Origin of the sequence: Streptomyces sp. NPDC088157 (assembly GCF_044741545.1) — a bacterium.
In the GTDB taxonomy this organism is placed as follows: Bacteria; Actinomycetota; Actinomycetes; order Streptomycetales; family Streptomycetaceae; genus Streptomyces.
In genome coordinates this window covers 361,089-381,153 of record NZ_JBIUSU010000010.1, presented here as the reverse complement: position 1 = coordinate 381,153, position 20,065 = coordinate 361,089, and the positions used below count along the sequence as shown (strand labels likewise).

The window sequence follows — 20,065 nt, the reverse complement described above, 5'->3', positions numbered from 1 at the left end:
TTTCCCTGCAAGGAGGGTTCCAGGTGTTCGACACAGAGGCCTATCTGAAGAAACTGGGGTATTCGGGTTCGCTCGAACCCACCCCGGAGCTGTTGCGGATCCTGCACAAGCTGCATCTGATGAAGGTGCCGTTCGACAACTCGCTCAACGCCGGGCGGGGGCTGGACATCTGGGAGTACGTGGACATCGACGTCGACGAGACGTTCGACGCGGTCGTCACCGGTGGCCGCGGGGGCGTCTGTCACGAGCTCAGCGGCCTGTTCCGCAACCTGCTGACCCGGCTGGGCTTCGACGTGTCCGTCATGGCGGCCGGGGTCCGTATGGCCAACGGGGCGTTCGGGCCCGAGCTGGAGCACATGTTCCATGTCGTGCGCTTCGGCGAGGAGCGCTGGCTCGTGGACGTGGGGTTCGCCGGTCCTTCGTTCCTGGAGCCGCTGCGGCTGGCCGGGGGCGAGCAGGAGCAGTACGGCTGCACCTACCGGCTGGATGAGCAGGAGGGGTACTGGACCCTCAACCGCCGTCCGCACGAGGGCGCGTGGGAGCCCGTCTACCGCTTCCCCGACGTCGTGCGGGAGCTGTCGGAGTGGCGGGGCGAGCCCAGCCTTCGGGAGTACGCGCGCGAGCTGAACACCGCGGTGACCCTCATCCGGGGCCGGGCCTTCGACACCGGGCAGCTGACGCTGATCGGCAAGCGGCTGATCACGGTGGCCGGCGGCCGGCAGAAGATCCGCGTACTGGTGAAGCCGGCGGACTACGAGACCGCCGTCAGCACGATCCTCCTGCCGGAGTTCTGAACCGGCCCGCAGCAGGCCGCAGTGACGACGAAGGTGCCCTCCCCCGGCCCCGGGGGCGGGCACCTTCGTCGGCCGGCGGCACCTCCCGCCGGTCTCGCTGCGCACCTTGCGGGGCTTGAAGACGTCACCCTCGGCGACGGGCAGTGGAGACAGTCGCCGGCGGCACCGGCCGCCCGGCCGCCCGCAGGCGTGCTGCGGTAGCAGTTGAAGCCTGCGTGAGTGGGCGGGCCACCGAAGGGCACGGGGTCGAGGCCGCCTTCGCAGCATGTCCCGCCCGTCCCGCTCCTCGTCGGCATCGTGATCGAGGTCCGCCCGCACCCGGCGGCGAACTCGTGTCCCTGGGGGCGGAGTTCCCCTCGGCCCGGAATCGCATCGTCAAGACCTGACGGACCGTGGGCGGACGTCGGCGGCGCGGGTGAAGTCCTCCGGGTGGAAGGGCTTGTTGAGGTGCGGGGTGCGCAGCCAGGTGTGCCGGAGACGGCGTCGTCGTCGGAGAGTTGAGGGAAGGCACGTCCTGCACGCACCTGTGCCGAGGCGTGCAGTTGGCCGAAGTTGTCGCCGCCCCTTGCATGTTCCAGGCGTGTAAAGGCGCACGTGATCACAGCCGGCCTTCGGGGCTCGAGGTTCAGGCAAGATCGAATTCTGGTCAATCACTTGTTCGATCCCTGACAATGCACACAGCTCACTGACAGGATCTACACGCCGCACGGCAGCCGTTGTCTCAGATGACCGCCCTCATACGGTCAGAAGGAGAGCCGGAGTGACAAGCTCCTTACGTGCCCGCGATCCCCGATCCTCTCGGACCAGACGCATCGCCGCAGCCGCGTGTGTCGCCGCGACCGCGTTGGCGACCGCAGGTCTGCCCGCCGCCGGCGCCCAGGCCGCCCCGGACCCGACGCGCAACCCCCCGAAGATAGCCCCGGTCCTGCGACCCGGTTCCGAGCCCGTCGAGCTCACCACTTCCCAGCGCGGCAAGTTGCTGAAGTCCGCCACCGACTCGAGCGCCCGCACTGCCGCTTCCATCGGCCTGGGCGCCAGGGAGAAGCTGCTCGCGAAGGATGTCGTCCAGGATTTTGACGGCACGGTGCACACCCGCTACGAACGCACCTTCGCGGGGCTGCCCGTCCTCGGCGGCGACCTGGTGGTCCATGAGCGCCGCAGCGGCCGGACCGTGAACAAGGCGACGAGCGCGCGGATCACGGTGCCCACCACCAAGGCCGAAGTCCCTGCCGCCACGGCCGGGAAGGCCGCGCTGCGCATCGCGAAGTCCGAGGGCGGCAAGCAGGCCGAGGCGGACGGCGCACCCCGGCTGGTGGTCTGGGCTGTCGGCGGGACGCCGACTCTGGCCTGGGAGTCCGTCACCACCGGCGTCCAGGAGGACGGCGGTCCCAGCCGGCTTCATGTGATCACCGACGCCACCTCGGGCAAGCAGCTCCAGAAGTTCGAGACCGTCCTGCCGGGCGTCGGGCACGGCCAGTTCAACGGCACGGTCAACCTGCAGACCAATCGCGACAACGATGTCTACGCGCTGGTCGATGCCCAGCGCAACAACTCGGTGTTCGACGCCCACCGCAGTGAAGCGGGCGGCGGGACCCTGTTCACGGACGACGATGACGTATGGGGCGACGGAAAGCCGGAGAACGGCCAGACCGCAGCCGTGGACGCGGCCTACGGCGCGCAGCAGACCTGGAACTTCTACCACGACCAGTTCGCCCGCAACGGCATATCCGGGGACGGCAGGGAGGCGAAGTCCCTCGTCCACTTCGGCGACGAGGTCGTCAACGCCTACTGGGACGACGACTGCTTCTGCATGCTCTACGGCGACGGCGAGGACAATCTCCACCCGCTCACCGCCCTCGACGTCGCCGGCCATGAGATGACACACGGCGTCACGTCCGCCACCGCGGACCTCATCTACGCCGGTGAGTCGGGGGGCCTCAACGAAGGCAGCAGCGACATCATGGCCGCCGGCGTCGAGTTCTTCACGCACAACCCGAACGACGTCCCCGACTACGAGGTCGGCGAGCTCATCGACATCAACGGTGACGGCACGCCGCTGCGCTACATGGACGAGCCCTCGAAGGACGGCCGTTCACAGGACTACTGGTCTCCCGGGACCGCCGATCTGAACCCGCACTTCTCCTCCGGTGTGGCGAACCACTTCTTCTATCTGCTGTCCGAGGGCAGCGGCAGGAAGACCGTCAAGGGGGTGGCGTACGACAGCCCCACCTATGACGGGCAGCCGGTGGCCGGCCTGGGCCTGCACAACGCGCTGAACGTCTGGTACCGGGCGTTGACCACGTACATGACGTCGACCACCGACTACGCGGAGGCCCGTGCGTCCACGCTCCAGGCGGCTGCCGACCTGTTCGGCCGGTCCAGCGAGGCGTACGAGGCCGTCGGCAATGCCTGGGCGGCCGTCAACGTCGGCACGCGTTTCGTCAACCACATCGCCCTGACCGTGCCGGGGGCGCAGACCTCGGCCGTCGGCCAGCCGGCCGAAGTGCGGATCGAGGCGACGAGCAGTCGACCGGGGGCGGTCTCCTACTCGGCCACCGGTCTGCCGGAGGGACTGTCCATCGACTCCGTCACCGGCGTGATCCTTGGACTCCCCGAGAAGGCCGGTGACTATATGCCGACGGTCGAGGCGACCACCTCCGACGGGCAGTCGACCGGGAAGACCATCGGCTGGACCGTCGTGCCCTCCGGCGGCGACTTCTTCGTCAATCCCGGCGATGTCCGGATCGCCGACGCCGGGGCCCCTGCCGAGTCGCCGCTGATCGTGACCGGTCGCGACGGCAATGCCCCCGGGGCGCTCGAAGTCGCGGTCGACATCGTCCACAGCTACCGCGGTGACCTGATCATCGACCTCGTCGCCCCGGGCGGCACCACGTACCGGCTGAAGGGCTCGAGCGCCACCGACAGCACCGCCGACGTGCACGCCTCATACACCGTCGACGCCTCCGCCGAACCGGCCGACGGCACCTGGAAGCTGCGCGTCCAGGACGTCTACGGCGGTGACGTCGGGTACATCGACTCCTGGAAACTGAGTTTCTGACAGCCGGGCCCCCTCCCGAGCGTCCACCGAAGGTGTGCGGCCCCGCCTGATCTCAGGGCGGGGCCGTACGGCTGATCGATCCGGCCAGGCGACTTTGCCGGATCCGTCCTGATCGGCTGGCTGCCCGTGCCTGATCCGGATCATCCGCGCCGAGGGGTTCACCAGTGTGCTGGCCCAGGAGTGCGCGGAGTCCCTCGGCGGGATCTGGGCCAGGACCGGCCGGGTGGACCTGGCCTTCACGGCGGAGCTGCGGGGTGCGGCGAAGAACGAGGTCCTCGGCATCCTCGGCGCCCGCGCGCCGCACCTGCTGCCCCCTGGCGCCCTCTAGAGATCTTCGATGGCTGAGGCCACGGCGGTTGGAGGTCGGGGCCGGTCTTGGCGATGAGGCCGTCGATGAGGCCGGGTCGGTACCGCATCCGTTTGAGCCGGGTCTTCACCAGCGCGGCGAGTTGGCCGAGGCTGCGTTCGGTGAGGCTGGCCAGGGACCGTTCCAGGTGTGACCAGACGCCCTCGACCGGGTTGGACCCGGGTGCGTACGGCGGTAGTTGGTAGACGCTCAGCCATAACCGGGCGTCTGTCAGCTGCCGCACGGTGCGGCTGACGTGTGTGTTCGGATTGACCCAGCCCAGGACGATCAGGCCGCCGAGCTGCTGGTGTGCGGCGTCGAGCAGGCGGGCGCAGTCGCTCTCGTTGAAGCCCTTGCACCTGACTTGGCGGGGCCACGGTCGAGGTGGATGCGGTAGATCGGCCGGGACCGGTGGCCGGACTTGGCGCAGGGTCTGGCCCTCACCTCGCCGGGCGCTCCGCTGCTCACGAGCTCCGGCACCGGTTCACCTGTTTCTTGCGGGGATGCCCCGGCGTTCACGCCGGACAGGAATCGCATCCCGCCCCGGCAGGGGCCGGCGTGCGGGCGGCGGGCGCTCCCGGCTGTCCGCGGGCCCGGGTGGGCCGTTCGCCGCGTCGCCCTGGCGTGTCCGCCGGGTCCGGCGCCCGCGCGCCGCACCGCCTCCGCCCGCCCGCGCGGGTGGCCGGCACATGGGCTCGCCCGCCGGTGCGTGGGCACTGGCGGGCGAGTGGGTGGGGACTGCGGTGAGCGGGGCCCTGGTGTCAGTTGACGGTCTGGGGCTGGGGGGTCTCGGCGGGCGTTTCCACCGGGACCTGCTCGGCCGGCGCCGCCTTCTGGGTCTTCACGCGGAAGGCCAGGAAGGCGCCGGCGATGGCCGCGACGCCGCCGACGAGGGCGGACAGCTGGAGGCCGTTGACCACGTCGCCGAGCGGGTTGGAGGCGCCCTCGCTCAGGTCGAGACCGGAGTTGGCGACAGCGATCAGCGCGGCCATGCCCATCGCGCCGCCGATCTGGGCGGAGGTCTGGGTGAGCGCGGAGGCGACGCCCTGCTCGTCGGGCGCGGCGTCCGAGCCGGCGGCCATGAACATCGCCGGGTAGATCATGCCGGCGAACAGGCCCCACAGCAGGACCGCCGGAAGCAGCGGCCAGAAGCTGTGGCTGGTGGACATGGTCGCGGCGAGCACGATCATGGCGGTGCCGACGCCGAGCATGCCGGCGAACAGGGCGGTGCGGACGCCCCAGCGCTTGATCACGTTGGGCAGCAGCTTGTTGGAGCCGAGCATGGCGACCGCGCTCATCGGCAGGAAGGCGAGGCCGGCCTCGAGCGGGCTGTAGCCCATGACGTCCTGGAGCTGGATGAAGAACAGGTAGTGCAGGGTGTTGATGGCGCCCTGGAAGACGAAGATGATCAGGATCGCGGTCAGCAGGCCGCGGTAGCCGAACAGGCGGGAGGGGGCCAGCGGGTCGGCCGTCCTGGCCTCGACGGCGAAGAAGCCGATGCCCAGGGCCAGGCCGGCGGCCAGCGTGAGAACCGTCTGGGTGGAGCCCCAGCCGGCCTCGGGGGCGCTGATCAGGCCGAAGACCAGCAGCGTGGAACCGCCGGTGGCGAGCAGCGCGCCGGGGATGTCGAACCTGCGGGTGTCGCCCGGTGCCACCGCGTCGGCGGCGAAGTTCGACAGCAGAGCGGCGATCGCGATGACGCACAGCGGGACGTTCACGAAGAACACCCAGGCCCAGCCCAGGTAGTTGGTGAGCAGGCCGCCGACCATCGAGCCGATGATGGCGCCGGAGGCGCCGGCGGTGCCCCACCAGGCGTAGGCCTTGTTGCGCTCGGCGTCCTGGGTGAAGCTGGTGTTGATCAGCGACAGGGTGGCCGGGAAGAGCAGCGCGCCGCCGAGGCCCTGGACCACGCGGGCGGCGATCAGCAGGCCGGGCGTGGTGGCCAGACCGCCCGCCACCGACGCGACGCCGTACAGGCCGAGGGCCAGGACGAGCATCCGGCGGGCTCCGAGGCGGTCCACCGCGCGGCCGCCGAGGAGCAGGGCGCCGCCGAGGCCGACGGAGTAGGCGCTGACGACCCACTGCAACGACTGTGCCGAGAAGCCGACTTCGCGGCCGATCTCCGGCAGCGCCACGTACACGATGTTGTAGTCGATGGAGAAGATGAGCATGCAGAACGCCAGCAGTGCCATCTTCGTACCCGGCCGCCCGGCGGACCGGGCAGGCGATGAGGCAGACATATGCCTTTTTCCTTTCTGGGGGGGGTGATCTCTATGAGGTGTTCAGTCAGGTATCAGTTGGTGCGCTGACGTTACTTCTTGTTACTGACTCCATCATCTGTAACGATGGCCTGACAGGGAAGGAGGCACTTTCATGTCCCAACGGAACACCGGTGTAACCACGGGGGCCGAGAGCGAGACGGACGCCTGTCCGGTGCGCGAGGTGCTGGACCGGATCAGCGGCAAGTGGAGCATCCAGATCATCCTGGCGGCGGCCGAGAGGCCGACCCGCTTCACCGAACTGGAACGCTCCATCCCGGGCATCAGCCGGCGCATGCTCACCCTGACCCTGCGCAGCCTGGAGCGCGACGGTCTGCTGGTGCGCACCGTCTACCCCACGGTCCCGGCGAAGGTCGTCTACAGCGTCACCGACAGCGCGCGCGAACTGCACGACGCCTTCGTCACGCTGATGGACTGGGCGGAACGCAACCGCGGCGCGATCACCGTGGCGCGGGCGTCCTACGACAGCGACGCCCTGGCCGCCGCGGCCGCGGAGGAGGAGTCCGCGGGCAGCCCGCGCTGAGGTGCGGGCCGCTCCCGTGCGGCTCTCGGCCGTCATCTTCTGTGCCGCCCTACGCCGTGACGCGCAGGGTCGTGGGGTCCTCGGGGTCGGCCGTCACGGTGAAGCCGGCCGCGGTGACGACCTCGGCGTACTCCTCGCGCTCGCCCCCGTCCAGGCGGGCGAGCAGGATCGGGGTGCCGCCCTCGACCGCGAAGCCCGGCTGCTTGTCGGAGAACTCCGCCAGGCCCGCCTCGCGCAGCGCGGCCCGCACGCGCTCGGCGTCGCGGTCCTCGGCGGTCCACAGCGCACGCCCGTGGGCGCCGTGGCCGAACTGCGGCACCTCGCCCTTAGGCGCGTGCCGGGCGGCGCGGACGATCTCGGCCATGAGCGAGGGCTCCCACAGCGCCATCGGCGCCACCAGCAGGTGCTGCACCGAGAGGATCACCTTGCGGACCTCGCCGGAGACCTGGGCGGCCAGCTGCGCCTGGGTGGAGTAGCGGCCGAACAGCTCGGCGGCGAAGGGGCGCCGGCCGGCCGTCTCGGCGTAGTCGAAGTCACCGCCGATGGCGGCCTGCCACGGCACGAAGAGCACCCCGGCGGCCTCCTGGTAGAAGGCGCGCGACAGGTCCGCCGTGACGCCCTCGTGCTCGGCGAGGAGGCGGCCCAGGGCGAGCGCCTCCTGCGCGGCGCAGGTCATGCCCTGTCCGTACAGCGGGTTGAAGCTGCAGATCGCGTCGCCCAGGGCCAGGTAGCCGGCGGGGACGTCCTGCAGCTCCTCGAAGTGGCGCCGCCGGTTGGCGGGGTAGTGGAAGGCGACCGGATCGCTGAGCGGCTCGGCCTGGCGGACGAGTTTGGCGATGACCGGGTCCGGCAGGCTCTCCGCGTGCTCCAGGAAGCCCTCCTCGGTCGCGGCCGGGTAGTCGCGGTGCCAGCCGCCGACCGAGACCAGCCACTGGTCGTCCTCGATCAGCAGCGCGGCGCCGATGCGCTTCTCGGCGGGCGGGGTGGGCTGCACGAACGCGGCCTTGACGTCCAGGTCGCCGGGCACATGGCGGTACAGACGGCTGACGTAGCCGACGTTGACCTTGACCTCCTCCACCTCGGGGGCGGCGAAGCCGAGCGCCGACAGCCAGCGGTCGGAGCGGCTGCCGCGCCCGGTGGTGTCGACGACCAGGTCGGCGGCGAGCCGCTCGGTGCCCTCCAGGAGCACCTCGGTGACCTTGCCGTCGGCGCCGCCGAGCCCGGACACCGCGGTGGCGGAACGGATCGTGACGTTGGGCAGGGCCTGCACCCGGCGGCGGATGGAGTACTCCAGCAGCGGGCGGCTCATGGAGACGAACGGCTGTCCGCTGCGGACCGGGTTCCAGGCGGCGCCGAGCCGGTACAGGTGCAGGTCCCCGCCCGAGTCGAAGACCTGGGCGCCGGCCTCGACGAGCTCGTCGCCCAGGCCCGGGAAGAGCTCCTCCAGCGCGCGCTGGCCGGCCACGAGCAGGACGTGCGAGTGCTGTCCCTGCGGCACGCCGCGGCGCGGCCGGCCGTCGTCGGGGAGTTCGTCGCGGTCGACGACCACGACGGTGGCGAAGGCGTCGGACAGCGACTTGGCCGCGGTCAGGCCCGCGATGCCGGCACCGATGACCACCGCGGTGCCGCGCCCGGTCGATTCACTCATGATCAGTTCTCCTCGGTCTGTGTCCGTTGCGCGGCGTCACTGGGCGGTGCTGCCGATGGAGCGGGGGTGACGGAAGAAGTTGTCGGGGTCGTAGCGGCGCTTGACGTCCAGCAGGCGCTGGTAGTTGCCGCCGTAGTACTGGCTCGCCCAGTCGGGCAGGTCGGAGCCGGGGAAGTTGACGTAGGCGCCCGATCCCAGCGGGTTCAGCAGTGCGGCGCCGGTGGCGACGAACGCGCTCGCCGCCTGCTGGTCCTCGACGCTCGCCGGCTCGTCGAGCTGGGTGGTGAAGCCGACGATGAAGTTGGCGCCGCGGTGCGCGAAGGCGGTGGCGGAGGGGCTGACGGCGTTCGCGGCGCCGCCGACGGACATGCAGTGCAAAAAGCGCCGCTGGCCCGGCCGGCGCTCGCCCTCCCACGCCGTGACGACGCTGTTCAGCTCGGTCGGCGAGAAGGGGCGGTCGAAGAACCGGTAGGCCTCGCGCAGCCGGCCCACCCGGTGCAGCAGCGCGTCGGAGGTGGTGCCCTCGCGGTGGCACTGGTCCTGGGTGAGGTCGCCGCAGCCGTAGGCCGTCTTCATCGCTTCGGCGTAGGGCAGGTCGGTGGCGAAGCGGCTGGTGGGCTGGGCGCCCACCAGGGAGGTCAGCTGGTCCAGGGCGGCGCCCGCCTCGGCCTCGGAGCCGTGGTACCCGCCGGTGACGATGATCTGCGGGACCTCGCCGGGGGCGGCGTCGGGCAGCATGAAGATGAGCGCGGAGCCCAGGCTCAGCGAGCTGGTGAGCTGCCAGGTCTGCCAGGCGGCGAAGACCTCCTCGGCCCGCTCCCAGGACCAGGTGGTGTTGAAGAAGACCATGCGCGGTGCGTCGATCGGCTCGACCTCGAACTCGGTGACGACGCCGAAGTTGCCGCCGCCTCCACCGCGCAGCCCCCAGTACAGGTCGGGGTGCTGCGCGGCCGAGGCGCGCACCAGGCGGCCGTCGGCCAGGACGAGCTGCACGGAACGCACGCGGTCGGCGCCCAGGCCGAACTTGCGGGTCTGGTAGCCGATTCCGCCGCCGGAGAGGAAGCCTCCCGGGCAGACGGTGGGGCAGGTTCCGGCGATGACCTGCTTGCCGTGGGGGGCCAGTGCGTGCAGGGCGTCGATCGACTGCAGGCCCGGGCCGATACGGACCGTGGAGGCGGCGACGGTGGCGTGCCGGATCCGGGAGACGTCGACGACCAGGCCCTCGCCGGTGGACCAGCCGCGGTAGTTGTGGCCGCCGCTGCGTGTTCTGACGGATATGCCCTGGCCGCGGGCGAATCTTATGCAGGCCTGCACATCGGCCGGGGTCTCGCAGTAGGCGACGGCCGTCGGGTGCACGGCGTCGAACTCCGCGAACTGGTTCTGCTTGGCGAGGCCGTAGCCGGCGTCGGCGGGCAGGACGAGGTCGCCCTGCAGACGCGCGCCCAGGCCCGTCCAGTCGCCGGCGGAGGCGGAGGTCCCCGCCGCGACGGCGCCGGCCCCCGCGGCCGACGCGGCCAGCGCCAGCCCGGCTCCTGCTCCGGCCCGGAGAACGTTTCGTCGTGTGTACACGGCACTCCTTGAAGGAAGTTGCTGGATGGAAGGGGCGCGAGGCCGGGCCGGGGGCGGGGTTTCGTGACCTGCGCGGGCCCCACTATCGGCCCGCCCGACCCACTGCCCGGCAACCGGCCGCCCACTGTCCTCCGGACACCCGCTGCGACCTGGGCTTACGCCTGCGTCAGGCGGCCGGGCGGGGCCCCGCAGGGCGCCGCAGAGGGTGCCGTCAGCCGGGGGCAGGGGACGTCGTAAGCGGGGGATGTCGTAAGCGGGGGACGGCGTGGGCGGGGGACGGCGTGGGCAGGGGGGTGCGTCGCGAGAGGGGGACGTCAGGCGGCGGGGGACGCGGTGGGCGTGGGGGCCGCGGCGGCGGTGCGGGCGAGCTGGACCGCGCCGTGCAGGGAGGACAGGCCGCCGAGCAGGGCCTCGCGGTGGACGGGGACGGGGTGGCCGGGGCGGGCCAGCCCGCGGGCGTGGCGCTGTACGAGGGACGTGAAGCCGCTCAGCCCGCCCGCGAAGCCGCCGCCGACGACGACCGCGTCGGGGCGCAGGAGTTCGGCGGCCGAGACCACCGCCGTGGCAAGAGCGGCGCATCCTTCGTCCACGGCCGCCACCGCCCAGGACAGCCGGCGCTGCCAGGCCTCGCACAGGTCGGCGTAGGCCACGGGCGCGCCCCGCAGTTCACCCGCGCGGCGCAGGACGGCCGGGCCGGAGGCGCGGGCCTGGACGCAGCCGCGCCGGCCGCAGTCGCAGCGGGCGCCGGTGCGGTCGATGACGAGGTGCCCGAGCTCGAAGGAACCGCGGGCCGGTCCCGGGCACAGCTCGCCCCCCAGCACGGCGCCGGCGCCGATGCCGGTGCCGACACCGACGTAGAGGATGTCCGCCAGGCCCGCCGCCCGGGCCTCGGCGAGAGCGGCGAGGTCGCCGTCGTCCGCGCAGGCCACGGCGGCGGACGGCAGCATGCCGTGCAGGTGCGCCGTGAGGTCCAGGCCCGCCCAGGCGGGCCGGTTGGGCCAGGCGCTCACCCGGCCCCCGCCGTCCAGCGTGGCGGGCAGGGCGACCCCCGCCGCGCGCAGCGGGCCGGGCCACAGCCGGCGCACGGCCGAAAGGGAGCCGGCCAGCGCGGCCATGTCCTCGCGCACGTGCGCGCCGGGGGTCCAGCGGAAGGCGCTCTCCAGCGGGTCGGCGCCCGCGCCCTCCACCCGCAGGGCGACCTTGGTGCCGCCGATGTCGATACCGAGAAATCCCGTGATACCACTCATTCTCGCGAGTGTCGGCAGCCCGGCCCACCCGCCGGTAACCGCACGCCCACCTGCCCCGCGCGCACCGGCCGCACCAGCGCGGGAGCACCCCCGCCACGGCCCCCCTATCCCCGCCCTATCTCCGGCCCCGCCCCGGCGGACTGAGGCCCGGCCGCTCCATTCGGGGCGCGGCGGACCCTAGCCTCACGGCATCCGCACACTCCCCCGCCCTTCCACGAGGAGAACTCCGCGATGAACCGTCAATGGCTCTTCGTCCGGCTGCCCAATCCGATGCGGAGCCGGCCGGAGAACCACGCCGCCCGGGTCGTCTCCACGGTGCTCACCGAGCTCGTCGGTCATCTGCGCGCGCAGGACCCGCAGGCGCTGTGGCAGTTCCGCGGGCCGGGCGCCGCCGGCGAGCGGGACCTGGGGGTGTGGTTCCACTCCAGCGAGCCGGTGCTGAGGGACCTGGAGCGCCGGCTGCTGGCCCGTACCGCGGCGTACAACTGGCCGATGATCACCAGTGCTTACGCCCCGGAGACGGCCAAGTACCGCACGGCGGGGACGCTGCGCACGGCCCACCGGCTGGCCACCCGCTCCAGCTCCTTCGCGCTGGAACTGCTGCGGGAGGGCGCGCTTGGCCCGGCGGACCGGCAGTGGCTGGCCGTCGCGCACCTGAGCCGGGTGAGCGCCCTGGTCCCCGAGCGCGAACGGGCCGCGTTCCTCTTCCACTTCTGGCAGTTCGGCACGGCCGGCCTGGACCCGGCGGACCGGCTGGAGCTGGCGGCCGGGGCGGACGCTCTGGCCGCGGCGCCGGACGACGCGTGCGTGCCCGGCGACGCGACGCTGTGGGACGGCTACCTGTCCTCGGTGCGCGCCTGCGCCGCCACCAGCCGCGAGGACGGGATGGCGGTCAACTTCCTGCTGTACGACCACGTCCTGCTCACCCATGAACGGCTGGGCGTGGCGGCCCGCACCGGGGCCCGGGCGGCCCGCACGGTCCGCTCGGCTCTGGCCGCGGGCAGGGCGCTGCCGGCCGCGTTCACCGGGGGCACGGCCCTGCAGCCGGTCTGAACGAACACCCCGGCAGGCCCTCTTGGGCCCCTCCTTTCCCCCTCTGACCTTCTTCGACTCCTCCCGGCCGAAAGGAATCCCTTGACTGCTGTGACCGCTGCAACCGCCCCGACCGTCGCCGCCCGCCGGATCGATGTGGATCTCGGCGAGCGCTCCTACCCCGTCCACATAGGCCCGGGCGTACGGCATCTCCTCGCCGGCGTCCTCGCCGACGTGGGCGCCCGCAAGGTTGTCGTGGTCTCGGCCCGGCCGCGTTCGCTGCTGCCGGAAACCGGGCTGCCCACCCTGCATCTGCCGGCGCGCGACGGTGAGCAGGACAAGTCGCTGGCCACCGTGGAGCGGATGTGCCGGGCCTTCGCCCAGTACGGGCTGAGCCGCGCGGACGCCGTGATCGGCGTGGGAGGCGGCACCACCACCGACTCCGTGGGACTGGCCGCGGCGCTCTACCACCGCGGGCTGCCGGTGATCCATCTGCCCACGACGCTGCTGGCCCAGGTGGACGCCAGCGTCGGCGGGAAGACCGCGGTGAACCTGCCGCAGGGCAAGAACCTGGTCGGCCAGTACTGGCAGCCGTCCGCGGTGCTGTGCGACACGGACTTCCTGGACACGCTCCCGCAGCGCGAGTGGCGCAACGGGTACGGGGAGATCGCCCGGGCGCACTTCATCGGGGCCGGGGATCTGCGGGGACGGCCGCTCGTCGAGCAGATCGCGGCGAGCGTGGCGTGCAAGGCACGTATCGTCGCCGCCGACGAACGCGACGCCTCCCTGCGGCACATCCTCAACTACGGCCACACGCTGGGGCACGCCCTGGAGCGGGCCACCGACTTCGCCCTGCGGCACGGCGAGGCGGTCGCGATCGGCACGGTGTTCGCCGGCCGGCTGGCCGGAGCGCTGGGCCGTATCGACGAGGCGCACGTCGCCGAGCACGAGGAGGTCGTCCGCGACCACGGCCTGCCCCACCGGCTGCCGGCCGGCCTGCGCGAGGCCGAACTGGTCGCGCTGATGCGCCTGGACAAGAAGGCGATGACGGGCCTGTCCTTCGTGCTGAGCGGCCCCCGGGGCCCCGAACTGGTCTCCTCGGTACCGGAGGAGGTGGTCCTGCGCGTCCTCACGCAGATGCCCCGCGAGCCGTGACCCTTCCCCGCGGCATCCCTGCTGCTCCCTGACGGCACAGGGCCGTTCCTCCGCGACACCGTCGGCGCGGACGGGACGGCCCTGTGCCGTGCCCGGCCCACGGGCTTCACCCCGCTCACAGCCTCGCAGGCACCGCACATCCGCCCGCCACCGTCCGGGCACCCCCGCTCCAGTCCCCGCCCATCCGTCCCCCTCCCCCGGCCGTCCCCCGGCCGCTGTCCGCCGCCCAGGGCCGGTCCGGCCGCTCTCGGGCCCCTGCGCTGAAGCGCGGTACGCGATGGCGTCGCGCCGGAGCGCACACTCAGGCGAAGGCCGCGCCGGCGTCCCGCGAACGCCCAGGTGAGCACTCTGGTTGGAGGAGATTGCGTCTCACCGCTAGCCTGCGTCAGCATGACGCGCACGTGGGTCTTGCCGGTACTGCTCGTGCTCTGCGGCTCAGCCGTTGCGACCGGGCTGCTCCTCAGCGGGAGCCCCGGCGAAGCCGCAGCATTCCTGCTGGTGTTTGTGCTGCTCGCCGGGGTGAACTCGCCTGTGGTCTTCCCCAGGTCGGTCGGTGCGCCGCAGGCACAACGCCGCAGCGCGGCCGACGGCCGGCCGGTCGTCTACTGGCGGCCGGGCTGCATGTACTGCCTGCGGCTGCGTGTCCGGCTGGGCCGCAGCGCCCGCCAGTTGCACTGGGTCGACATCTGGCGTGACCCGGCTGGAGCGGCGGCGGTGCGGGCGGCCAACGACGGCAATGAGACCGTGCCGACCGTCGTGGTGGCAGGCCGGCCGCACACCAACCCCGATCCCGCATGGGTGCGCGGACAGCTCTGACGAGTCGGATGCAGGAGGTGGGCCGCGCGCGGTGGGCGCCAAGGCGGAACGCGCCTTGCCCCTGTCCCGTCCCAGGGCGTCCGCCGCTTGGCCGGGGTTCGTCGACGTGGGGTCACCGCCGCCGGCGGCGGGCCGGAGCCGGTGCGTGTCCGCTGCCTTCGCGCTGGGACTCGTGCCAGCGGCGACGTTGCCGGCGAAGGCGGCGCCGGTATCGGTGTCTGCTGATCCGCTTGCCGCATTCGGTTGCTGCACCCAGGATCAGCAGCAGCGTGAGAAGTGCGGCCAGGACCGCCTGAGACGCGCAGGCCACCGGCAGATCGGCCCTCGAGGAGCCGTAGCCGATCAGCGCCGAGGAAGCCGACCCCACGCTCAGTACCAGGAAGAACCGACTCGTCTCACCCGGAACCGGCCCTTGCTTGGCAGCCCACTTCTTCAAGCCTTCGACGAACCAGAAGGCGACCAGCGCCGCCGCTTCGAGCCCTGCCAACAGGATCGCCAGGCCCGCGTCCAGGACCCACTTCGTCATATTCACCATGCTGGAGGGGACGGACAGCCACGCGCCTGAGTACGGCTACTCAAACGGGCCGCGCGGCCGACGACGCGTCGGCAGGTTGTCGGGCGCCCGCGGTGTCTTTTCGCCTCATCCCTGTGCTGCCCCGGGAGAGCGATCCCGCTCACCGCATGGGCGCATGCAGCCCGACACGTCCGCCCAAGGGCCGCCCCCGGTTGTCGCCGGGGGCGGCCCTTGGGCGGGACGTAGCGCGCGGCGGGGGGCCGGTCAGACAGGTATCGCCGCCCTGAGCTGTGTGCGGGCCTCGTCGAGGAGCAGGCGGGTGTCCTCGGGGCCGGCGGCCACTCCGTAGACGTAGAAGTCCGGCCTGATCAGGGCGGTGGTCGCGGCGGCCGCGGCCAGGAAGGGGAGGTAGACGTCGTCGATGTCGACCACCTCTCCGGGGGCTGCCCGCGTGGGGTCGGTGCCGCAGGGCAGGACGCGGACGGTCTTCGTGCCCCAGGTGGCGAGGAAGGACCGGTCCGGTTCCGTGAGCAGCTGCTCGGGGTCCTGGGTGGTGAGCAGGACGAAGCCGGGGCCGACGATGTCGTCGAACAGGGCGCTCCGGCCGCCCTGTGCCACCCGGGCCTGCGGGGACAGGGCTCCGGCGGGTTTGGCGGGCCTGCCGGTGGCGGTGCGGCGCAAAAAGCCCTTGGTCAGCGGCTGGAGGGGGGAGCGCTGCGGGGGTGCGGTGCCCGCGGCGGCGGCCCGCTGCGCCGCCGCCTTCATCACCAGGTCCCGGTCGGCCGCCGCCTCGGGGTCGGTCTGGCAGATGATGCGGCCCAGGTTGACCGACATGGTGATGGCGTGTCTGACGTGGGTGCGGCGTTCTTCCTCGTAGTGCTCGAGGATCTCGGGGCCTGCGTGTCCGGCGAGCAGGGCGTCCAGCCGCCAGGCCAGTGCGCCGGCGTCCCGGAATCCGGAGGACATGCCCTGGCCCGCGAACGGCGGCATCACATGGGCGGCGTCGCCGGCGATCACCAGCCGGCCGCGGTGCCAGCGCTCGGCCGAGCCCGCCTTGAAGCTGTAGACGTGGTGGCGGCGCAGGGTGGCGTTCGAAGGGGACACGTCGAAGTGTTCCAGCAGCCGCCAGCAGCTCTCGGGGGTGTTGAGCTGCTCGATGCTCTCCCCCGCGAGCCGCATGAACTCGTAGCGGCGGTGGCCGGGGCCCGCGGACACCGAGGTGCGGGGGCGGGCCGGGTCGCAGATCTGCAGGTTGTTGGGGCGGAAGGTGCGCTCGTCGTGGTGGACGATGTCGCAGACCAGCCAGTCGTGGGAGAAGCCGAGGTCGGACAGTTCGGTGCCGATGGCGCGGCGCACGAGGCTGTTCGCGCCGTCGCAGCCGATGACCCAGGAGGCGCTCAGCACCCGCTCGTCGCCGTCCGGGCCGGTGGCCGTGACCTGGGTCGTGCCGTTGGGTGCGGTGTTCTCGCTGATGCGGACGACCTCGTGGCCGCGGTGCACGGTGATGTTGGCGTGCCGCGTCCCGCGTGCCTGCATCTCGGCTTCCAGCGCGGGCTGGTACATCGAGGTGGACTCGGGCCAGCCGGCCAGTTTGCGCTCGGATCCGTCGATGTGCAGCAGGACCTGGCCGTCGGCGTTCTGCCACAGGTACTCGCCGGACGGCTCGCCGATCGTGCCGAGGAGGCCGCCGATACCGGCCGCGGACAGGGTGCGGGCGCCCTCGCCGTCGAAGGCCACGGCCCGCGGCATGGGGTAGGGCTGCGGCCAGCGTTCGACGACGGTGACGGTGCGGCCCCGGTCGGCGAGCAGCAGTGCGAGGAGCTGGCCGACCGGTCCGTAGCCGACGATGAGGACGTCGGCGTGTGCGGTGGTCTCACTCACCTGCGGTCACCTCCTGGGCGGTCAGCTGCTCCTGCAGGAACTCGGCGATGTAGGCGGGGGTGGGGTAGTCGAACAGCAGCATCGGGCTGAGGGTGAGGCCGGTCGCCTCGACGAGCCGGTTGCGCAGTTCGACGGCGCTCAGTGAGTTGAAGCCGACCTCGAAGAAGGGGCTTTCGCCGTCGAGTCGGTCGTCGAAGCTCTCGTCGGGGTTCTGTTCGGTGCGGGCGGTCTCGGCCTCCGCCGCGACCAGGTCGATCAGGAGGGCGACCTGCTGGGGGGTGTCCAGTCCCGCCAGCCGTGCCAGCAGTGCGCGCCGGGTCGCCTGCGGGGTGTGGGCGCCGGGGTCGGTGGCGGTCTGTGTCCGGGGGGTGGCGATCGTCTCGGTGGTCACGGTGGCGGTCTCCAGCCAGTAGTCGCGGCGCTGGAAGGCGTACGTGGGCAGGTCCGCCCGCCGTGCCCCCTCGTAGAGCGCCGTCCAGTCGATGGGCAGGCCCCGGGTGAACAGGGCGCCGGCCGCGGTGAGCGCGGTCTGTGCGTCGGGGGCGCCGGCGCGCAGGGCGGGCAGGAAGGCGGCGCCGTCGTCGCCGTCGTCCAGGCAGGCGGGGCCCATGGCGCTGAGCACCGCGCCGGGGCCGAGTTCCAGGAAGGTGGCGACGCCCTGGGTGCGCAGGGCGCGGATGCCGTCGGCGAAGCGGACGGCGGCCCGTACGTGGCGTACCCAGTACTCGGGAGTGGTGAGTTCGGCCGCACTCGCCGGCATGCCGGTGACGTTGGAGATCAGCGGGATGCGCGGCTGCTGGTAGGTGAGCTGGGCGGCGGTCTTGCGGAAGTCCGCCAGCATCGGGTCCATCAGCGGGGAGTGGAAGGCGTGGCTGACCGTCAGTTCCTTGGTCCGTCGGCCCAGTGCGGCGAAGTGCGCCCGTAGGTCTGCCGTTTGCGCTGCGGCGCCCGAGATCACCACGGAGCGCGGCCCGTTGACGGCGGCGATGCCCGCCTTGTCGGTCAGCAGCGGCAGTACTTCGTCCTCGGTGGCCTGCAGGGCGATCATCGTGCCGCCGGCGGGCAGTGCCTGCATCAGCCGGCCTCGGGCCGCGACCAGGCGGGCCGCGTCGGCCAGGGACCACACCCCGGCCACGTGGGCGGCGGCCAGTTCGCCGATGGAGTGCCCGGCCAGGGCGTGCGGGCGCACTCCCCAGGACTCGTAGAGGCGGTACAGCGCGACCTCGACGGCGAACAGGGCGGGCTGGGTGAACTGTGTGCGCTGAAGGGCGGCCGCGTCGCCGAGGACGACGTCCTTCAGCGGGCGGGGCAGATGGCGGTCGAGGTGCGCCGCCGCCGCGTCGAAGGCCTGCGCGAAGGCGGGGTAGGTCTCGTACAGTTCGCGGCCCATGCCCAGGCGCTGGGAGCCCTGGCCGGTGAACAGCACCGCGAGGCGGCCCTTGGTGCGGGTGCCGCGGGCCACGCCCGGCAGGGAGGCGGCGCTGCCCTCGGCGAGGGCGCGGACCTTGGCGCGCAGGGTGTCGGTGCTCTCGCCGACCAGGACGGCCCGCTCGTCGAAGGCGGTGCGGGTCAGGGCCAGGGCGTGGCCGATGTCGTAGGGGTCGGCGGGGGCGCCGGGCGTGGCGAGGAAGGCGTCCAGGCGGGCGGCCTGCTCGCGCAGCGCGGGGGCGGTCTTCGCCGACAGTGCCCAGGCGAGGGGGCCCGGTGTGCGGCTGCGGCCTGCCGGGTGCGCCGAGCCGGTGCCGTCGGCGGGCTCGGGTGCGCTCTGGGGGGCGGGCTCGGGTGCGGGTTCGGGTGCGGCTTCCTCGAGCAGGACGTGCGCGTTGGTGCCGCTGATGCCGAACGAGGAGATGCCCGCCCGGCGCGGCCGGCCCTCCTGGCGGGGCCAGGGGCGGGCCTCGGTGAGGAGTTCCACGGCCCCCTGGGACCAGTCGACCTTCGGGGTCGGCGCGTCCACGTGCAGGGTCTTGGGCAGTTCCTCGTGGCGCAGGGCCATCACCGTCTTGATGATTCCGGCGACGCCGGCCGCGGCCTGTGCGTGGCCGATGTTGGACTTCAGCGAGCCCAGCCACAGCGGGCGGTCCTGCGGGCGGTCGCGGCCGTAGGCGGCGATCAGCGCCTGGGCCTCGATGGGGTCGCCCAGCACGGTGCCGGTGCCGTGCGCCTCCACCGTGTCCACGTCCGCGGGTGCCAGAGCGGCGTCCTTGAGGGCGGCCCGGATGACCCGTTCCTGGGAGGGGCCGTTGGGGGCGGTCAGGCCGTTGGAGGCGCCGTCCTGGTTGACGGCCGTGCCGCGCACCACCGCGAGGACCCGGTGGCCGTTGCGGCGGGCGTCGGAGAGGCGCTCCAGGAGCAGGACGCCCGCGCCCTCGGCCCAGTTGGTGCCGTCGGCCGACGCGGAGAACGCCTTGATCCGCCCGTCGGGTGCCAGGGCCCGCTGCGCCGCGAAGCCGACGTAGGCGTCCGGGGTGGCCATCACCGCGACGCCGCCCGCGAGGGCCATCGAGCACTCGCCGCTGCGCAGCGCCCGTACGGCCATGTGCAGGGTGACCAGTGAGGACGAGCAGGCCGTGTCGACGGTGACGGAGGGGCCGGTCAGGTCGTACAGGTAGGAGACCCGGCCCGACAGGACGCTGCCCGAGGTGCCCAGGCCGAGGAAGCTGTCGACGCCCTCGGGCAGGGTGCGCACCCCGCTGGCGTAGTCGTGGTACATCAGGCCCGCGTAGACGCCGGTGTCGGTGCCGCGGACGCTGTGCGGGTCGATGCCGGCCCGCTCCAGCGCCTCCCAGACCAGCTCCAGCAGGATGCGCTGCTGCGGGTCGGTGCCCAGGGCCTCCCGGTCGGAGAGGCCGAAGAAGCCGGCGTCGAAGCGGCCTGCGCCGTGCAGGACTCCGGCCTCCTTCACGTAGGTGGTGCCGGGGTGGCCGGGTTCGGGGTGGTAGAGGCCGTCCAGGTCCCAGCCGCGGTCGGTGGGGAAGGCGGTGACGGCGTCGTGGCCGCCGGAGACCAGGGTCCACAGCTCCTCGGGCGAGGTGACCCCGCCGGGCAGCCGGCAGGCCATGCCCACGATGGCCACCGGTTCCTGGGCGGCGGCGGTGATCCGCTCGTTCTCCCGCCGCAGCCGCTCGTTGTCGGTGAGGGACGCGCGCAGCGCCTCGACGAGCCGTTCGTCGGAAACAGTCATGATCTTCTCTCCCGGTCCG

At 72.6% G+C, this 20,065-nt stretch carries 14 protein-coding genes and 1 pseudogene; 7 read left to right on the top strand and 8 right to left on the bottom strand.

The window, feature by feature from the left end:
• Positions 1-23 precede the first annotated feature (23 nt).
• From ACIPFH_RS35875 to ACIPFH_RS35865, 3 genes are all read left to right on the top strand, one after another.
• Positions 24-794 carry an arylamine N-acetyltransferase gene (locus ACIPFH_RS35875; protein ID WP_401833295.1) on the top strand — a complete coding sequence of 257 codons (771 nt, stop codon included), beginning with the start codon at positions 24-26 and terminating at the stop codon, positions 792-794.
• Positions 795-1,554: 760 nt separating this feature from the next.
• Complete coding sequence (locus ACIPFH_RS35870) at positions 1,555-3,852, top strand: M4 family metallopeptidase (protein ID WP_401833294.1); 2,298 nt, start codon at positions 1,555-1,557, stop codon at positions 3,850-3,852.
• A gap of 166 nt (positions 3,853-4,018) precedes the next feature.
• On the top strand, positions 4,019-4,180 hold the full coding sequence (locus tag ACIPFH_RS35865; RefSeq protein ID WP_401833363.1) for a hypothetical protein: 162 nt from the start codon (positions 4,019-4,021) through the stop codon (positions 4,178-4,180).
• A gap of 205 nt (positions 4,181-4,385) precedes the next feature.
• Here the strand turns inward: ACIPFH_RS35865 and ACIPFH_RS35860 are convergent.
• Together ACIPFH_RS35860 and ACIPFH_RS35855 are read right to left on the bottom strand one after the other, a co-directional pair.
• Positions 4,386-4,442: pseudogene (locus ACIPFH_RS35860) on the bottom strand (IS630 family transposase); the annotation flags it as partial.
• A gap of 517 nt (positions 4,443-4,959) precedes the next feature.
• A complete protein-coding gene (locus tag ACIPFH_RS35855; RefSeq protein WP_401833291.1) occupies positions 4,960-6,438 on the bottom strand; it encodes an MFS transporter in 1,479 nt (492 codons plus the stop codon).
• Positions 6,439-6,571: 133 nt separating this feature from the next.
• Between ACIPFH_RS35855 and ACIPFH_RS35850 the strand changes: the two genes are divergently transcribed.
• On the top strand, positions 6,572-7,000 hold the full coding sequence (locus ACIPFH_RS35850; RefSeq protein ID WP_401833288.1) for a winged helix-turn-helix transcriptional regulator: 429 nt from the start codon (positions 6,572-6,574) through the stop codon (positions 6,998-7,000).
• A gap of 49 nt (positions 7,001-7,049) precedes the next feature.
• Here the strand turns inward: ACIPFH_RS35850 and ACIPFH_RS35845 are convergent, their stop codons facing one another.
• The 3 genes from ACIPFH_RS35845 to ACIPFH_RS35835 form a co-directional block, all read right to left on the bottom strand.
• A complete protein-coding gene (locus tag ACIPFH_RS35845; RefSeq protein ID WP_401833285.1) occupies positions 7,050-8,648 on the bottom strand; it encodes an FAD-dependent oxidoreductase in 1,599 nt (532 codons plus the stop codon).
• Between the two features lie 36 nt (positions 8,649-8,684).
• Positions 8,685-10,217, bottom strand: coding sequence for an FAD-binding oxidoreductase (locus ACIPFH_RS35840; RefSeq protein ID WP_401833282.1), 1,533 nt, complete (start codon positions 10,215-10,217; stop codon positions 8,685-8,687).
• 314 nt (positions 10,218-10,531) lie between these two features.
• Complete coding sequence (locus ACIPFH_RS35835; protein ID WP_401833280.1) at positions 10,532-11,464, bottom strand: ROK family protein; 933 nt, start codon at positions 11,462-11,464, stop codon at positions 10,532-10,534.
• 231 nt (positions 11,465-11,695) lie between these two features.
• On the opposite strand from ACIPFH_RS35835, the gene ACIPFH_RS35830 reads away from it, so the two are divergent.
• From ACIPFH_RS35830 to ACIPFH_RS35820, 3 genes are all read left to right on the top strand, one after another.
• Complete coding sequence (locus tag ACIPFH_RS35830) at positions 11,696-12,517, top strand: lantibiotic dehydratase C-terminal domain-containing protein (RefSeq protein ID WP_401833277.1); 822 nt, start codon at positions 11,696-11,698, stop codon at positions 12,515-12,517.
• An 81-nt stretch (positions 12,518-12,598) separates the two neighbouring features.
• Positions 12,599-13,651, top strand: coding sequence for a 3-dehydroquinate synthase family protein (locus tag ACIPFH_RS35825; RefSeq protein WP_356264794.1), 1,053 nt, complete (start codon positions 12,599-12,601; stop codon positions 13,649-13,651).
• Positions 13,652-14,041: 390 nt separating this feature from the next.
• Positions 14,042-14,467, top strand: a complete 426-nt coding sequence (locus ACIPFH_RS35820; protein WP_401833274.1) for a glutaredoxin domain-containing protein — start codon at positions 14,042-14,044, stop codon at positions 14,465-14,467.
• Between the two features lie 112 nt (positions 14,468-14,579).
• On the opposite strand, the gene ACIPFH_RS35815 is transcribed toward ACIPFH_RS35820, so the two are convergent.
• From ACIPFH_RS35815 to ACIPFH_RS35805, 3 genes are all read right to left on the bottom strand, one after another.
• On the bottom strand, positions 14,580-14,993 hold the full coding sequence (locus tag ACIPFH_RS35815; protein ID WP_401833271.1) for a hypothetical protein: 414 nt from the start codon (positions 14,991-14,993) through the stop codon (positions 14,580-14,582).
• A gap of 252 nt (positions 14,994-15,245) precedes the next feature.
• Positions 15,246-16,862 carry a bifunctional 3-(3-hydroxy-phenyl)propionate/3-hydroxycinnamic acid hydroxylase gene (locus tag ACIPFH_RS35810; RefSeq protein ID WP_401833269.1) on the bottom strand — a complete coding sequence of 539 codons (1,617 nt, stop codon included), beginning with the start codon at positions 16,860-16,862 and terminating at the stop codon, positions 15,246-15,248.
• On the bottom strand, positions 16,855-20,013 hold the full coding sequence (locus tag ACIPFH_RS35805; RefSeq protein WP_401833353.1) for a type I polyketide synthase: 3,159 nt from the start codon (positions 20,011-20,013) through the stop codon (positions 16,855-16,857). Before ACIPFH_RS35805 ends, ACIPFH_RS35810 begins: the two co-directional genes overlap by 8 nt.
• Between the last annotated feature and the right edge of the window lie 52 nt (positions 20,014-20,065).

Excerpts from the sequence above, each read along its gene's own strand:
- ACIPFH_RS35815 (WP_401833271.1), bottom strand. The coding sequence starts at position 14,993 with ATGACGAAGTGGGTCCTGGACGCGGGCCTGGCGATCCTGTTGGCAGGG.
- ACIPFH_RS35835 (WP_401833280.1), bottom strand. The coding sequence starts at position 11,464 with ATGAGTGGTATCACGGGATTTCTCGGTATCGACATCGGCGGCACCAAG.
- ACIPFH_RS35820 (WP_401833274.1), top strand. The coding sequence starts at position 14,042 with ATGACGCGCACGTGGGTCTTGCCGGTACTGCTCGTGCTCTGCGGCTCA.
- ACIPFH_RS35855 (WP_401833291.1), bottom strand. The coding sequence starts at position 6,438 with ATGTCTGCCTCATCGCCTGCCCGGTCCGCCGGGCGGCCGGGTACGAAG.
- ACIPFH_RS35830 (WP_401833277.1), top strand. The coding sequence starts at position 11,696 with ATGAACCGTCAATGGCTCTTCGTCCGGCTGCCCAATCCGATGCGGAGC.
- ACIPFH_RS35845 (WP_401833285.1), bottom strand. The coding sequence starts at position 8,648 with ATGAGTGAATCGACCGGGCGCGGCACCGCGGTGGTCATCGGTGCCGGC.
- ACIPFH_RS35850 (WP_401833288.1), top strand. The coding sequence starts at position 6,572 with ATGTCCCAACGGAACACCGGTGTAACCACGGGGGCCGAGAGCGAGACG.